General features: G+C 43.1%; 15 protein-coding genes. 11 read left to right on the top strand and 4 right to left on the bottom strand.

The features are described from left to right. Positions 1-86: 86 nt before the first annotated feature. From QWZ17_RS00765 to QWZ17_RS00780, 4 genes are all read left to right on the top strand, one after another. Positions 87-440 carry a four helix bundle protein gene (locus tag QWZ17_RS00765; RefSeq protein WP_290302915.1) on the top strand — a complete coding sequence of 118 codons (354 nt, stop codon included), beginning with the start codon at positions 87-89 and terminating at the stop codon, positions 438-440. A gap of 162 nt (positions 441-602) precedes the next feature. After that, the gene (locus QWZ17_RS00770; RefSeq protein ID WP_290302917.1) at positions 603-1,493 is read left to right on the top strand and encodes a class I SAM-dependent methyltransferase; all 891 of its coding nucleotides are present in this window, start codon (positions 603-605) and stop codon (positions 1,491-1,493) included. Positions 1,494-1,616: 123 nt separating this feature from the next. Then, positions 1,617-2,690, top strand: a complete 1,074-nt coding sequence (locus QWZ17_RS00775; protein WP_290302918.1) for a hypothetical protein — start codon at positions 1,617-1,619, stop codon at positions 2,688-2,690. Between the two features lie 172 nt (positions 2,691-2,862). Then, entirely contained in the window at positions 2,863-3,861 is a 999-nt protein-coding gene (locus tag QWZ17_RS00780) for a Gfo/Idh/MocA family protein (protein ID WP_290302919.1), read from the top strand. Positions 3,862-3,965: 104 nt separating this feature from the next. Here the strand turns inward: QWZ17_RS00780 and QWZ17_RS00785 are convergent, their stop codons facing one another. Then, entirely contained in the window at positions 3,966-5,207 is a 1,242-nt protein-coding gene (locus QWZ17_RS00785) for an alkaline phosphatase family protein (protein ID WP_290302921.1), read from the bottom strand. Between the two features lie 291 nt (positions 5,208-5,498). Here QWZ17_RS00785 and QWZ17_RS00790 point away from each other — a divergent pair, with 291 nt between their 5' ends. Continuing rightward, positions 5,499-6,722 carry a serpin family protein gene (locus QWZ17_RS00790; RefSeq protein ID WP_290302922.1) on the top strand — a complete coding sequence of 408 codons (1,224 nt, stop codon included), beginning with the start codon at positions 5,499-5,501 and terminating at the stop codon, positions 6,720-6,722. A 121-nt stretch (positions 6,723-6,843) separates the two neighbouring features. Here the strand turns inward: QWZ17_RS00790 and QWZ17_RS00795 are convergent, their stop codons facing one another. Then, the gene (locus QWZ17_RS00795) at positions 6,844-7,191 is read right to left on the bottom strand and encodes a nuclear transport factor 2 family protein (RefSeq protein ID WP_290302923.1); all 348 of its coding nucleotides are present in this window, start codon (positions 7,189-7,191) and stop codon (positions 6,844-6,846) included. Positions 7,192-7,295: 104 nt separating this feature from the next. After that, a complete protein-coding gene (locus tag QWZ17_RS00800; RefSeq protein WP_290302924.1) occupies positions 7,296-9,704 on the bottom strand; it encodes an ABC transporter permease in 2,409 nt (802 codons plus the stop codon). Positions 9,705-10,176: 472 nt separating this feature from the next. On the opposite strand from QWZ17_RS00800, the gene QWZ17_RS00805 reads away from it, so the two are divergent. The 3 genes from QWZ17_RS00805 (at position 10,177) to QWZ17_RS00815 (ending at position 12,568) form a co-directional block, all read left to right on the top strand. Further along, complete coding sequence (locus QWZ17_RS00805) at positions 10,177-11,067, top strand: hypothetical protein (RefSeq protein WP_290302926.1); 891 nt, start codon at positions 10,177-10,179, stop codon at positions 11,065-11,067. 9 nt (positions 11,068-11,076) lie between these two features. After that, entirely contained in the window at positions 11,077-11,541 is a 465-nt protein-coding gene (locus tag QWZ17_RS00810; protein WP_290302927.1) for a hypothetical protein, read from the top strand. Between the two features lie 91 nt (positions 11,542-11,632). Beyond that, positions 11,633-12,568 (top strand): hypothetical protein, encoded by a 936-nt coding sequence (locus QWZ17_RS00815; RefSeq protein WP_290302928.1) that lies wholly within the window; start codon positions 11,633-11,635, stop codon positions 12,566-12,568. Positions 12,569-12,870: 302 nt separating this feature from the next. Here QWZ17_RS00815 and QWZ17_RS00820 read toward each other — a convergent pair whose 3' ends face one another. After that, positions 12,871-13,752 (bottom strand): alpha/beta hydrolase, encoded by an 882-nt coding sequence (locus QWZ17_RS00820; RefSeq protein ID WP_290302930.1) that lies wholly within the window; start codon positions 13,750-13,752, stop codon positions 12,871-12,873. A gap of 159 nt (positions 13,753-13,911) precedes the next feature. On the opposite strand from QWZ17_RS00820, the gene trxA reads away from it, so the two are divergent. From trxA to QWZ17_RS00835, 3 genes are all read left to right on the top strand, one after another. Beyond that, positions 13,912-14,208: a thioredoxin gene (trxA, locus tag QWZ17_RS00825; RefSeq protein ID WP_290302932.1), complete on the top strand. Its 297-nt coding sequence runs from the start codon at positions 13,912-13,914 to the stop codon at positions 14,206-14,208. Positions 14,209-14,340: 132 nt separating this feature from the next. Continuing rightward, on the top strand, positions 14,341-14,994 hold the full coding sequence (locus QWZ17_RS00830) for a TetR family transcriptional regulator C-terminal domain-containing protein (RefSeq protein WP_290302934.1): 654 nt from the start codon (positions 14,341-14,343) through the stop codon (positions 14,992-14,994). An 8-nt stretch (positions 14,995-15,002) separates the two neighbouring features. Further along, the gene (locus tag QWZ17_RS00835) at positions 15,003-16,370 is read left to right on the top strand and encodes an ABC1 kinase family protein (protein WP_290302935.1); all 1,368 of its coding nucleotides are present in this window, start codon (positions 15,003-15,005) and stop codon (positions 16,368-16,370) included. Positions 16,371-16,621: the final 251 nt, after the last annotated feature.

Below are 16,621 nucleotides of genomic sequence, written 5' to 3' on the forward strand. Positions count from 1 at the left end.
TTAAAAGCACATCTGTTGTACCGTAAAAATGATAAACTTTACGCTACCAGCGAGCGTTTAACATCTATTTTTGATACTAAAAAAAAATGCATAATTTTAAAGAGTTAAAGGTTTGGCAAGCAGGTATTGAAGTATCTAAGATTACCTTTCAATATTGTCGAACGTTTCCTTCTGAAGAAAAATATGGCTTAATATCACAAATGGTTCGGGCAGCCGTTTCAATTCCATCAAATATTGCTGAGGGTTGCGGCAGAAGATCAAATAAAGAATTGCATCAGTTTTTAAATGTGGCATTAGGTTCATCTTTTGAACTCGAAACTCAATTTATCATTGCAAAAGAATTTGGCTATCTAACTCAGGAAGCACAAGACACAATCTGTTCCCAAATCAACGAAATTCAAAAAATGATTCGTGGCTTTCAAAAAAGCCTTAACGTTTAATTTAGTAGTTGATATCAAGATCGGGGTTAAGCTAGTGACCTCAATCGATGTATCAAAATCTTCTATCCCAAAAAAGATATTAAATTTGCGCCATAAAAGGGTAGCTATCTTACTACTTGATACTTACTACTTGCTACTAATCAACTACTTGATACTTAAAAAATGATTCAACTCCTCACCCCAACGCACTGGAAAGATTACGAACTGATTGATTGCGGCGATTTTGAAAAGCTGGAGCGATTTGGGAATACAATACTTATCCGCCCCGAACCACAGGCGGTTTGGAGCAAAGGCCTGCCTGCTGCTGAATGGCAGCGTTTACATCATATTAAATTTAAAGGTCGCTCGGCTACTGCGGGCGATTGGGTAAAAAAGGATCAAAAAACGCCCGACCGCTGGCACATTGAATATAAAAACAATGATGCCGCTATTAAATTCAGGCTGGGGCTTACCTCGTTCAAACACCTGGGCATTTTCCCCGAGCAGGCGGTTAACTGGGATTATATTACTCAAAACATCAAACGTTTTAAAACACCACAACCTAAGGTGCTTAACCTGTTTGCTTACACAGGTGGCGCCTCATTAATTGCACAGGCGGCCGGTGCCGATACCACGCACGTAGATTCTATAAAACAGGTAGTTACCTGGGCCAATGAAAATCAGGAGATCTCGGGCCTTAACAACATTCGCTGGGTGGTTGAGGATGCCTTGAAATTTGTAAAACGCGAACTGAAACGCGGTAAAAAATACAACGGGATCATACTTGATCCGCCTGCATACGGCAACGGCCCTAATGGCGAAAAATGGAAGCTGGAGGATAACATTAACGAGATGATGGCCGATGTAATTCAACTACTTGATCCTGAAGAGCATTTCCTGATATTGAACACTTACTCGCTTGGTTTTTCATCGGTAATTATTGAAAACCTGATTAAAAGCGCGTTCCCTAAGGTCGAGAACCTGGAAATTGGCGAGCTTTATTTACAGGCTACAGCGGGTTCAAAACTACCTTTAGGTGTTTTTGGAAAGTTTCATAAAGTTAAAAGTAATTAATTTTCAATATCTATATTTGCGGCAAGCTATCCCCCTCCTTATTGCATTATAAGTAGCTGAAAATTAGTTTATATTTACAATACATCTTATACACACCTGCCATTTACGGAACATTCAATACACATGAAATTAAAAAACGTCCTACTATCTGCCACCCTGCTCTTATCAACTTTAATACTGTTACCCGGCTGTTCGCAAAGCGACAAAGGCGGCAAAACAGATAGTAAGAAAACCGCTCCAAAAACCGCTGCCGATTCGGCAAAGGCTGAGGCTGCTGACACCCTGAGTGTAAAAAAATCTGATTATCCGCCGATAGATCACAAGCTGTATGATTCGTTAATGAAATTTAACGCCCACGGCGATACCACAGGCAGATGGCCTGTTAAAAATACCCCATACCCAATTGGCGGCGCTATTTTACCATTTAAACGCGTGGTTGCTTTTTACGGTAACTTATACAGCAAAAAGATGGGCATCTTAGGAGAATTACCTCCTAACGAAATGTTAGCCAAATTAAAAGGAGAAGTTAAGCATTGGGAAAAAGCAGATCCTAAAACACCGGTACAACCCGCATTACACTACATTGCTGTAGTTGCCCAGGGCGATGGCGGTAAAGACGGCAAATTCCGTTACCGTATGCCGTTTAAACAAATTGACAGCGTTTTGGCACTCGCTAAAAAAGCGCATGCCATTGTGTTTTTAGATGTGCAGGTGGCTTTAAGCAATATACAAGCCGAATTGCCATTGTTAGATAAATACCTTGCTTTACCGCAGGTACACTTTGGCATGGACCCAGAGTTTTCGATGAAAGACGGAACCAAACCTGGCCGTAAAATTGGCACTTATGATGCAGCGGATATCAACTACGTATCTGACCATTTAGCTAAAATTGTAAAGAAAAACGGCCTACCAGCTAAAATTCTGATTGTTCACCGCTTTACTAAAAAAATGGTGACCAACTATAAAAACATCAAGTTACATCCCGAAATTCAATTGGTAATGGATATGGACGGTTGGGGCGAACCTGATTTAAAAACCGGTACTTACCGCTACTTTATTAACCAGGAGCCGGTACAGTTTACAGGCTTTAAGCTGTTTTACAAAAACGATATCAAAAAAGCCCCTCACCACATGTTAACGCCCGAGGAAGTTTTATCGAGATACAAACCGTACCCTATATACATTCAGTATCAGTAAGGTGGTACGTTATACGTGGTAAGTTGTACGTATAACCTCAACGATGTAAATAGTAACATATTCAAATAACAAACCCGTATAATTAATCCGTTATACGGGTTTTGTATTATTATATATTTGCTAACAAAAAACGTACAACGTAACACATATTACGTACAACACAAACAACAATATGATTAAATGGGGTATCATCGGCTGCGGGCGTATTGCGCAACGATTTATGCAAGGCTTTGCGGCGGTGGATGGAGTACAGCTGGTTGCTTCGTTTTCGCGCAGGGCTGTTACGGTTGATGATTTTGTGGCTAAGTATGGCGGTGCTGCCTGTTACACCGTTGAAGATTTGCTGGCCAGCGATATAGACGCGATTTATATAGCAACCCTGCCCGATAGCCACGCTGCTTACAGCATTGCAGCCCTTAAAGCCGGTAAACATGTATTGTGCGAAAAACCGGCGACCGTAAACTTACCTGAGTTGGACGAGGTACTTGCCGTAGTAAAGGAAACCGGGCTGTTATTTATGGAGGGGATGAAGCCTCCTTTTTATCCTTTGTATACCCGTTTAAAAGAATATCTCGCCACAGCCCCTATCGGACCAGCAGGTTATGTACGCGCAGGATCGTCGGTGGCCGATTGCCCGCCCGATCATCCTAATTATAACCTGGATTTAGTAGGCGGCAGTTTAATGCAGATAGGTATTTACGAGGCTTTTTTAGCGATAGACTGGCTTGGCGACCTGGAAGATGTACAAACCATGGGGCGTTTTGGTGAAACCGGGATAGATATGTTTGCTATTTTTCAAACCAAACATGCCGGCGGCTTCTCGCAATTATATGCCGGGTTTGATTTACATGGTAAAGGCGACGCGTTGATTGCCGGTCCGCTTGGCCATGTTACCATTCATAAAAACTGGTGGAACCCGGCCCGGGCAACTATTGATTATTTAGATGGACGCAGCGTGGAAATCAATGAGCCTTTCAGCGACGGTGGCCTCAACTACGAAATCAAACACTTTTGCGATCTGATTAAAGCGGGTGCTACCGAAAGTCCTGTTATATCGCACCAAATGTCCCAACAAATGATTAATATGATTGATAAGGCCAGAGCGCAGGTAGGATTGGTTTACCCGGGGGAACAGAGTCAAGAATCAAGAGTCAGGAATCAAGAATTCTGAGTTATTTACGAGAGACTTACGAAGTTTTAAAAACTTCGTAAGTCTGAAATTACCTTTATTTTAAAAATGCAGCTGTCTTGACTCTTGATCCTAACCTCTTGACTCTATTTCACAACCACCCACCTGTTCACCGTATTCAATTCGCCTTCTATAACAACTTTATAAAAAGTTGATGGCGTGGCCTTAACATCAATTAAAGCATGTTCCTGAACTACCGGTACTTCAGCAAGGAGTTTATATTCATCGGGCTTGCCTTCTTTGTAGTTATTAGCTGCGGCCACCCAAATTTTTACTTTACCTTTTACATCCATCGCTTTCCAGCTTACATCAAGCGAACCCTGCACCAGGTTGGCCTCGGGCTGGGCTACAGATATGGGGCCGATTAGGGATATACCATCTACTTCTTTCAGTTGATCGGCAGGGACTTTAACGTTTAAAAAAGTATTGATAGATGGGGTGATATCTACAATACCCGGCGTATAGTATTTAGCGTAATTGTTTAGCGGCTTGTAGTTGGTAACCATCCAGGTATTACGCTGGCGGGTAGTTTGTCCGCCGTGCCCTTTGCCGGTCTGTTCATCACGGCCATGATCAGTCGTGATAAATATCAGCCAATCTTCTTTAAAGTTTTTCTGACGGTATTGGATAGCTTGCCAAACACGACCAACCTGCGCGTCCATTTTCTCAATAGCATCATAATATTGCGGACTATCGCCATACCTGTGCCCCATATCGTCGGTATACTCCAGGTAAACCCACGACAGATCGGGCGCTTTGTCTTTAATACAAGCAGCGGCCGAAGCTATTACCTGCTCATCAATCAAATGTATATAATTGCCGGCCTTATCATGCGGAAACTTAACGGTATCTAACTCAAATCCATCATAAGCATAATCAGGATGAATGTTACCGGCTTCGGGCAGCTTATCACCTATCAGTTTGGTACGGTTATCAGTCCAGCTGGAAAACACGGCAGTCTTTTTATCCGGGTAGGCGTTTTTAAACATCCGGAAGATGTTCCAGTAATTATAATTAGGCGCTTTAATATCGTTGCCCCAAACATTATGTTTATTTACCCAAGTAGCAGTTAACAAGCTGTTATAACCATTGGCAGATATGGTTGGCGTTTGCGAGTAACCACCCTTTTCGCCGCCAACATGCGCGCGCAGGTAAGTACCTTGGGCGGCAATCAGTTTTAGGTTGGGCGTGTTTAGCTTTTCAATTACATCGGCCGGGATACCATCGGCAATAATAAATACCGCTTTTTTAACACGGGTTTGGGCATCGGCACCAATAGTTGTTATACACAACATGGCGGCAAGTAATAGTTTAACAGGGTTTTGCATATTAAAAATATAATTGGCTAAGCTAAGATGAATAAAAAATTGCCGGGTTAATAAATTGTTATCTTTTGGATCAGAATTTTTCGCATGTGTTTATTTTTCATCAGTGTTCAAGAGTGCTGCGTAGTTTGCAGAACTTAAGAATTAGCTATGGGTGTCTATCATTCTAAAGCGCTTAACGAATATTATTCTGCAAATTTTAAAATTCTGTAAATTCTGATTCAGACAAATAAAATTAACTACCTGTAGCATAATTAAATAAAGTCACGTAATACTTTACATAAACCTTAATATATGATTCGCAAAACCTTTACGCTACTTAGTTTATCGCTCATCATTTTATCGGCCTGCAAAAAAGATCCCAACAATTCCGACCCTGGTAAAGATCTTATACTTACCGCTGCCGAACAGCAAAAAGCAAATGCCGACAATGCTTTTAGCTTAAAGCTATTTAAAACAACTTTAAACGGCAACGCCGACAATAACAACCTGTTTTTATCGCCGCTAAGTGTGAGTATGGCCATTGGCATGACCAGCAATGGCGCTGCCGGGCAAACCCTGCACGATATCAGGAACACCATGAACTTTAACAACTTTACCGAAGACCAGGTAAATGCTTATTATCAAAAACTGATTACCGAACTGCCCCAGCTTGATAGCAAAACAACACTTAAAATTGCTAACTCCATTTGGTACGCCAATAGCATAACACCTGTTCCGGCTTTTTTGCAGGTAAATACAACCAGTTACAACGCTAAGGTACAAAGCGCCGATTTTAGCAACGCAGCTACAAAAGATGCCATCAATAATTGGGTAAGCAGCGCTACAAATGGCAAAATACCTGCTATAATTGATAATATTCCATCGGATGTGATCATGTACCTTATCAACGCCATCTACTTTAAAAGTACCTGGGCCAGCAAATTTGACGCGGCCAAAACCAAGCCCGATAATTTTTACTTAACCGGCGGTGGTACCGTACAAGCCAATATGATGAATGGCGATGGCAATTTTAATTATGCCCGCAATGCCGACGCAAGCATTTTAGAATTACCTTATTCAAACAAGAAGTTTAGCATGGTGGTGATAATGCCAACAACAAAAACGGTAAAAGAATACGCCGCAGGCATAGATTCGGCCAAATGGCAAACGCTGATGAGCAGCCTAAACCCCGGACACGCCGATGTTAGCTTACCTAAATTTAAGTTTAGCTATAGCATCACCCTTAATGGCATTTTAAGCACACTTGGCATGAGCAATGCTTTTAGCGATGCCGCTAATTTTACCCGTATTAATGCTGCCGGAGGTTTAAGAATCACCGAAGTAAAGCATAAAGCTTACGTTGAAGTAAACGAAGAGGGTACCGAGGCGGCGGCAGCTACATCCGTATCTGTAGGTATTACAGCAGCACCGGTTTACTATTTCAAAATTGATCATCCGTTCATGTTTGCCATCCGCGAAATGAAAACCGGTTTGGTTTTGTTTACCGGTGTTGTGAATGATCCAACTAAATCATAAGATCTTTGGACTAAGGGACGATTGGACTTGGGACTGCGAGACTATGAAAGTGTTTGACTATGAAATTAGGGGTATTTTCATTTTCAATCCAATTGTCTCACAGTCCCCAAGTCCCATCGTCTCATAGTCCCAGGATTTCCATTTTTATAACCAGTGCTTCTTCAAAAGTATAAAGGTGAATCACCATCACATCGGCTATTAAGTTGCCAGCTCTATCCTGAACAACCTGCTTTACTTCAACCTTAACCTGGTTGTCACCTACCTGGGTTATACTTACGGGGGTTACTACAGGATCAATCTCTTTCCATTGGCGGGTCCAGTAATCACGCACTTTATCGTGCCCTTGTACATAGCCTCCCTCCCATCCGTTGGGCCACGCTACATTTGAATGAAAGTGTTTTAACACCGCGTCGATGTCTCTTTTATTGAAAGACAAGTAAAGCTGCTCTATTATATCCTGATAATTCATAAAACGTTCTTTACAGCATGTGCCTTATTAATCAAAACTATCACCCAAAAAAGGAAACTTTTCACCAATAAACTAATGAACCAGTGAACTAATGAACCAAATGACTATTCTGCCCTTAAACTTTTCACCGGGCTATTTAGCGCGGCTTTAATAGTTTGCATAGTTATCAATATGGCGGTAACAACTACCAATCCTCCTATTGCCAGCATAAAAGGTGTTACAGTGATGGCAACTTTATAAGCATAATTGTTTAGCCAGTTACTCATTATCCACCAGGCTAAAGGGCAAGCCACCAAACCGGCAATTATTATCACACTTAAAAACTCCTTCATAAACAGGCTGATAATATTAGTTATCGATGATCCCAGAACCTTACGAATACCAATCTCTTTAGTGCGTTTTTGAATACTCAGGGAAACAAGGCCTAAAACACCTAATAACACAATTACGATGGCCAGCACCGTGGCTATATAAGCGGCCTGCTTTAATTGCAGTTCGGTTTTATAAAGTTTTGTTAGGGCATCGTCAATAAACTTATACTCAAAAGGCGCACCGGGTAATAGTGCCGACCATTCTTTTTGTAACGACGCGATGCTTTGCTGCATATTGCCCGATTTTAATTTAATGGAGAAATAACGGTAATAAGTAGTGTAATTGACATTAAAAAACGTTGCTGGTTGAATACGGTTTTGCATCGATCCAAAATGATAATCGGCAGCCACACCGCAAATGGTGAAAGCGGTATTGTTACCCGGAATTAAAATATTTTGACCAATGGCATCTTTAGGGTCCTTCCAGCCCATTGCTTTTGATTGGGCTTCGTTGATCACCACTTGCGTGGTATCGGCTACCGTGAAAATCGGCTTAAAGAAAACTCCTGCTTTCATGGGGATGCCATACGTTTCGGCATATTGATGATCGGCGGCATAACCCTCAGATGTTATAGTTTGCGCCGGGTTACCGCCCTGCCTGTACATGGGCGAATTGCCGCCATTCATACCATCGGGAATTTCCCAGGAGAGTGATACGCTTTTTACCTCGGGCCTTTGCGATAGGCGCGAACGGATATCTTCCATTTTTTGAACACCCTTTACCGACCAATCGCGCGGAACCTGGGCATAAATCACATAATCTTTATTATACCCCAGGTTGCCGTTAAAAAACAAACTCACCTGCTGCGAAATAATAATGGCCCCGATAAACACCACAGCCGCTGTACCAAACTGAAAAGCAACCAGCGTTTTACGAAACAATACACTTTCCTTCACAGAGGTTAATTTCCCCTTCAATGAATCGATAGATTTTAAGGCTGATAACACCAGCGCCGGGTAAAGCCCCGCAAGTACCCCAACAAAAAGGGCGAATACAAAAGGGATCACACTAAAGTAAAGCGGAAAGGCAAATAAACCGGTAATTTCTTCGCCCAATACATTGCTGAAATAGGGCCTTGCCAACAGGAATAAACCAAGCGCTATAACAGTAGCAATCATCACCATTAATACCGATTCGGTTAAAAATTGCCAGATAAGCTGCTTACGCAAGCCGCCCAATACCTTACGGATACCCATCTCCTTCATCCGGCCAGATGAGCGGCCAATGCAAATATTAACAAAGTTGATGATCGCCATTAATAGAATAAATAACGCGATGCAGCCCAACGTATAACTCAATTGTTTAATGATGCCGCCATTGGCATTAAGGTTATAATCATGCAGGGCAACGGCATTGATCACCAGGTTTTTGCCTATTTGTTCGGGCGCGTTTTTATGGATCAGCTCAGCTATCGCCTTATCTACTGCTTTAGGGCTGGCATTTTTTTGAAGTTCGATGTAACCCACGTTGTTAGGGTTATTCCAGCCTTGCAGGTTGCGTTTAAAATATTTGGCGGCTGTAGCGGTAAAAAAGAAATCGCTGTTATTTGCCGCGTTTAAATTGGTCACATTGTTTTTAGGTAATTTTTCCAGCACACCACTAATGGTAAAATCGTGCTTATCGCCACCGAAACTTTCAAAGTTGAGGGTTTGCCCAACCACATCTGTATGTCCGAAATATTTGAGAGCCGCTTTAGCAGTTATCACTACCGAGAATGGATCATTAAGCGCTGTAGCCGCATCGCCCTGCATCAGCTTAAAGCCATACATTTTTAACAGTGTGCTATCGCCTAATTGCATGCTTTCCCTAAAGTGCATATCACTTTTTGATACATTGGTGGTAACACCGTCAAAATGGTAGTAATTGGCTACAAGGTTGGGATAATCATCCTTCAGGGTTTGTGGCAACTGCGCCAGGGTGCCTATTGCGTTACCTAAATTGGGGTCTTTCCAGGTGCTGATTAAGATGTATTGACTATCGGCATTTTTTAGCTGATGGTTAACCTGTACTTCTGTCCAGATATAAGCACCAATCAGCATGGTAAAAGCAATACCTACCGAAAGACCGAAAATATTGATCATGGAAAACACCTTGTTTTTCCAAAGGTTACGCCAGGCCAGTTTAAAGTAGTTTTTGAGCATGCAAATAATGATTAGATTGTGATAACAGCATAAAGGTAAGCGCATTTGCAACCTAAGCACCTGTGTTAACAAACTTTAACAGATTGGTTCATTAGTTCACTGGTTCATTAGTTTATTGGTCTTAGCAGGCGGAGAGTAGTTTAGCCGTCGCATTTAAAAATACCAACTGCTTTGTATTGCGCGCGCTTGTGCCAGGCCTTAACATTGTGATATCAAAAACAACCTGATTTCATGATGAAAAAACAACCCTTATTTAAAACCTACAGCAAGCTGGCAAAACACCCGCCATAACAGCCGGTAATTTAAAGATGCCGGGCATTTTTAAAGCAAATAAATAACATAGCCAAATCACGCTACACCAAAAAATTACATAGCTTAGGTTTTGTAAATTGCAACCAACACAATATCCAATCGTACACAGTTGCCATAAACCGATTACTTAAGTTATTTACTTAACCTAACCCCCTTAACCATGATTTGCAAATTCAAGCCGCAATCATTCACGCTTTGCACTATTGTTGTGCTTTGCCTGTTTGCACAATCGGCATTTAGTCAAAATACTTTTGAAACAGAACTTAAGCAAAAAATAGACGCCTTTTTAGCCCCCTTACCACCGGTAACGGTACAAGATACACCGCGGGTTGGCCAGGCCGAGCTTTACCCAAGTGATGCCCCGGGCTCCTTATTAACCCCAACTGGTTTTGGTGGCTATGGTAGCTACATTTTTGGCGGCCTGGGCGCGGCCTATCCCGAGTTATACCGAAATAACAAAGCCGATCTGATAGCTTCCGGTGGCTTTTGCGTAGGTAACCCGGTATCGGCAGTAAACTTCGCGGCCAGCTTAAACATGACCGATGTTCATAAATTTCGCGATTTTTCGGGCAATTTTATTTTAAGCAGGTTTTTATTTGCCGGTACAAGCATATCTGCCGGAGCGCTGCAAATGTTTACCAGCAAAGTACAATCAGATGCGCCTGGATCTACCTTTTTTATGGCCATAAGCCATGCTGTGCAAACCATTCCATCGTTAACGCCTGGTTGTTCAAGGCTTACTTATACTATAGGCTTAGGCAGCGGCAGGTTTTATGAAAAAAGCCCAAGGGACATTGCCAACGGAAAAGGAACACACGGCACTGCGGTATTTGGCAGCGTATCATTTGAAGTAATACGGCACATTAACGTAAACGCCGAGTGGACAGGTATGAATTTAGGAATCACTGCCGGTATTCGTCCGTTTAAAACCACGCCTATCAGTTTTGGTCTGGGCGTAGCTAATTTAACCCGCTACTCTGGCGACAGAACTAACCTGGCATTCTCCATTGGCGTACCACTCTCACTCAATCGATTAATCAGAAACAACTAAAATTCACTTATGAAAAAAGTAACCGTAATATCATTGTTGATCACCGCAACAATGGTAGCTGGGATAAGACATGCCAGCGCGCAAAGCTCAAGCAGTCGTTCGGACTGGAATGTACCGCCGCCAATACCTCCGGTACCACCTATTCCACCAGTGCCGCCAATACCGCCGGTGCCACCTATTCCGCCGGTGCCGCCTATTCCGCCGGTACCACCTATTCCACCAGTGCCACCTATTCCGCCGGTACCCCCAATAACGCCGCCGCCGCCAATACCACCGGTGCCGCCTATTCCGCCAGTGCCGCCTATACCTCCGGTACCACCAATACCGCCGGTGCCACCTATTCCGCCGGTGCCGCCTATTCCGCCGGTACCACCTATAACACCATTGCCGCCGATACCTCCGGTACCACCAATACCGCCGGTACCGCCAATACCACCGGTGCCACCGATACCAGGTTTAAAACCGCTGCATTAATAAGTGATTAGGTTTGATTAATAGTTGATAGCACTTATGTACGTAAACGCTATCAACTATCAATCGGTAAACAATTAACAACCAACCCCAGATGACAACACATTTAAAAAACATAAAAGCCATTTTAACGCTGATGCTAACGGGCTTTACAGCAGTATGTATGGCACAAACGGCCAACCCAAAATCGGGATTTAAAAAAGCAGCCGATTTGCCCGTTAATACATCGTTAAGCGCGACTGCTATCCCACACTTAGATGCGCGGGTAGCAGACCAAAGCCGCTCTCTTTCCTTTAAAAAAGGCGACGAATTTCAGAAAACCACGCTGGTAAACTCCACAACCGTATTACAGCGCGGCAATCAAAAATTTGATATCAAAAGCAATTCATCGGTAACAAAAAACTATAACATAACCGATGCATCAAACACAGGTTTCGCGGTTGCGGTTGTAACCAAACGTATAACCGATACCCTTTTCGCCATGGGCAAATCCATGCAATACAATTCAGACGGCCCTACAGATACCAGTTCATTTATTCAAAAAAGGTTAACCGCCATGGTTGGCCAAACAGCTAACGTGAGTCTTAGTAAACAAGATGCCATTACACAAATAAGCGGTAATGGTAACCAGGTTATTAATGATACCTTGTTTGCTTTTACAGGCTTACAACCAGAACAACTGGTTAAAGGAGCGAGTTTGGGTTTAACGGTAAATTCTACAGCGATGGCATCAATGAAAAAAAACTACACCTGGGCCGATACCGTTACTGACGGCAATAGCAAAATCAAAAATACTTTTTGGATACAGGCCAAAGATGATAAAACAACCACCATTGCCTTCGAAAGCGCCCAACAGCAATCGTACTCCAACAGCAACGCCAATGGTGTCTACGTGGTCGATAATGCAACAGGTGTAATTTTGGTTCGGCAGATGCAGAGTATCACCAGTGGTTACCAGGTATTAAACAATGTGGTTTACGCGGCATCCCGGCGTACAGCGGTTACCGAAAGTTGTTATAAAACAAGGTAATAGAAGCCCAGGAATTATAATTCTGGATATTTAAAATCCAGCGGGCTATGAAAGCAGAAACGACGTAGAATGCATATTGCAGAAGACTCACCCGGCGAGGCTACGCCCGCCACCCTCTCTTCGGCTGCGCCGGAAAGAGGGATTTTAAAAGTTCATATTTTTTCTTTGTAAATATCTAATAAACAGCATTCAAACCCCTCTTTCCGCGAAGCGAAGAGAGGGTGGCCAGCGAAGCGTAGCCGGGTGAGTCTTCTTCTGCGTTCAAAACCGATGTCTGTTTTTAAATCGCTTACAAGCAATAATCAATGCAATATCTTCTTTCGTTCAACACTCGCCGGGCTCAGGTAATTATTATCGGCAAGCCAATCGGCCATGCGTTGGGGCCAGGTGCTGATGCTTTGCAGTTTGGAGCGGTTGCCCATGTTAAAGCCGTGAGCGCCTTGCGTGTAAATATGAACTTCAACCGGGACTTTAGCATCGCGGTATTTTTGCAGCAGGCTTACTACTGGTACCGCGCAGCAGGGATCATCATTAGCGGCCAGTAAAAACGCCGGTGGCGCGTCGGCCGGGATCACATCCGGGATATAAAGCGGACCAGGATAAATCTGGATCACAAATTTAGGTTTAGCGCTTAGCCGGTCAACAGGGTCGGCCGCGTTAGGGTCGCCTTTCCCATCGCCAAAAGCTACCATATCCACTACTTCGCCGCCTGCCGAAAAACCCATCATCCCGATGCGGTTAGTATCCAAGCCGTATTCAGCAGCTTTACTTCGTACCAGGCGCATGGCCCGGTAACCATCCCGTTTGGCATGTATATCAATTTTGTAGGGCGATAACGTATCGCGGCCAAGCCGGTATTTCAATACAAAAACGGTTACACCCAGGTTGTTGAGGTATTTGGCAGGCTCGATGCCTTCGGCCGTATACACCAACAAACGGTGACCACCACCGGGACAAATCACCACCGCCGCCCCATTGGCTTTACCTGCCGGAGGCGTAAACACGGTGAGTGATGGATTATGAATATTTTTTACCCAATAATCTTTTGCCTGCTCGGGCTCGTTACGCCGGCTCTCAAAACCGGGGGCTCCTTTTGCCCAAAGCGGTAACACGGTTGGTTTATCTTGTGCCGATGAAAACATGGGCACAATGAACAGCAGCAAAAGGTAAATATTGGTTTTCATAAAGTAAATATAAGCGTTGGTTAGCTGTTGATGGATTAAAAGTCATTTTATTTGAAATGAGGGCAATACCTAAACTTTTACCGGCGTTTATGGTTGTATATTTACATTGATGATCATAAAACATGAACCATCAATCACGAATTTAAAAATCAAGATACTATGGCAAATTTTCAGGATATTATAGCATCAGAAATTCCGGTACTGGTCGATTTTTCGGCCGAGTGGTGTGGACCATGTAAAATGATGCCGCCTATATTGAAGGATGTAAAACACGCCCTTGGCGATAAGGTAAAGATCATTAAAATAGATATTGACAAAAATCCGCAGGCTGCAAGTGCATACCGGGTACAAAGTGTGCCTACGTTAATGATCTTCCAAAAAGGCCAAACCAAATGGAGGCAAAGCGGGGTTGTACCTGCAAAAGATTTGCAGCGAACGATAGAGATGTTTATGTGAGCCTCATCCCGGCCCTCTCCAAAGGAGAGGGAGGTAAAAGAATTATTCAACAAATAAAAAACATTAACCAACATGCTAATCAAAAGTCCTCTCCTTTGGAGAGGATTTAGGTGAGGCTTTTAACCAACCATCATGGCAACAATAGAAAGCATCCAGGATTCATATATCGATTACGTATTAACCGAGGGCTCGGAGCCTAAATCGGTTTACATTTTTGCTAAACAAAATGAAATGACCGAGGCTGAGTTTTACCAGTTTTTTGGGTCGTTTGAGGCCGTTGAGCAAAGCATTTGGGCAGGGCTTGCCAACAAAACCCTGGCCGAGATCAAAGCACAGGAAGTTTGGGGCCAGTACAGTGCCCGCGAAAAGGCCCTGTCGTTTTTTTATGGCTTTTTTGAGCTGCTGAAGAGTAGCCGCAGCTTTGCCATTTATACCATTAACAAACAGCCTAAAGGTTTTACCACGCCCCGCGTTTTTGAACCGCTGAAAAATATTTACGAAAACTTTGCCGACGATATTCTGAAAGAAGGCATTGAAAGTACAGAACTGAGTGACCGCAAATTTTTCAGCAAGAGATATAAAGACGCGCTGTGGATTCAGTTTGTTTTTGTGTTGAACTTTTGGGTAAACGATAATTCGGCGGGGTTTGAGAAAACCGATGAGGCCATTGAAAAAGGCGTGAATGTAACCTTCGATCTTTTTCAGCGCTCGCCTATTGATAATCTTTTTGAGTACGGAAAATTCCTGGTGAAAAACGGCGGGATTAAAGAGAAGATGGGATTGTAAGGAGTATTATGGCAGAAGAAAATAAAGTCTCCCCGCTAACCAGCGGGGGAGATTTAAAGGGGGCTACTCCCGAACAAAATAGCATACCCACCACCAAAGTAGAACGATCTGCAAAATTCATTAAAACAGGTGTTAAAATTGGCGGTAACTATATTAAGCACTATTCAAAAAAACTGTTCAATCCCGATTTGGATAAATCGGAGTTGAACGAGGATAACGCGGCAGATATTTACCAATCATTAAGCGAACTGAAAGGCAGCGCCCTTAAAGTAGCGCAGATGTTAAGTATGGATAAAAACCTGCTGCCGCAGGCTTATGTAGATAAATTCACACAATCGCAATACAACGCGCCGCCGCTTTCGGGACCGCTGATTGTGCAAACGTTCAAAAAATACTTCGGCAAAAATCCCGACCAGATTTATGATAAGTTCAATATCCGGTCGACCAATGCCGCCTCCATTGGCCAGGTTCACCAGGCCGAATTAAATGGTAAAAAGCTGGCTGTAAAAATCCAGTATCCCGGTGTAGGCGATTCTATCTCGTCGGATTTAAAACTTATCAAACCCTTCGCTTTCCGGATGCTGGGCATGAGTGAAAAGGAATTAGATGTTTACATGAGCGAGGTGGAAGAACGCCTGTTGGAAGAAACCGATTACGAATTGGAAGTACGCCGCTCTATCGAGTTTTCTACCGCCTGCGCCAATCTCGATAACGTGGTTTTCCCCGGTTATTATCCCGAGCTATCCAGCAAGCGCATTATTACGATGGATTGGCTGGAAGGCAAACACCTGAAAGAATTTTTAGCCACCAACCCATCACAACAATTAAGAAACCAGATTGGGCAGGCGCTTTGGGATTTTTATAACTTTCAGCAGCACGAACTCCGCGCCGTACATGCCGATCCGCATCCCGGCAATTTCATGATCACTCCCGAAGGTAAATTGGGTGTCATTGATTTTGGCTGCATTAAAGAAATGCCCGAAGATTTTTACTATCCATTCTTCTCGCTTACCTCTACCAATCTGTTAGATAATAAAGAGGAAACCATCAAAGCCTTCCGTCAGTTGGATATGATCCGCAAGGATGATACCCCGGTGCAAATCGAGTTTTTTTATACCCAGTATAAAGAAATGATAGGCCTGTTCGCGCTGCCTTATATTGACAACTATTTCGATTTTAGCCAGACAACATTTTTTGATAAGCTATTTGCCTTTGGCGAACGCCTATCTAAAATGCCCGAGTTTAAACAAGCCCGTGGTGTTAAACATTTTATTTATGTAAACCGCACCAATTTTGGATTGTACAATATTTTGCATGAATTAAAAGCTGAAGTTAAAACGGATACGTTTAAGCCACATGTGGTGCTGGAGTATTAGGAGCCTCACCTAAATCCTCTCCAAAGGAGAGGACTTTTGATTTGCGTGGCCATATCTGTCTCACAAGGGGAAAACGGCGAAAGACTTGAAGTTTTAAAAACTTTGCAAGTCTGGGATGAAGGCATAATCTGGTGTAAACTAACCAAGGGACGACTCACCCCGAACATCGCTGCGCCCGTCTGCCCCTCCTATGTTTGTTGTCATAATATAAGCAAATAAATTTGCATTATAAAGTGAAAAGGGATGAGAGC

The organism is Mucilaginibacter flavus, assembly GCF_030409315.1.
Classification (GTDB): Bacteria; Bacteroidota; Bacteroidia; order Sphingobacteriales; family Sphingobacteriaceae; genus Mucilaginibacter; species Mucilaginibacter flavus.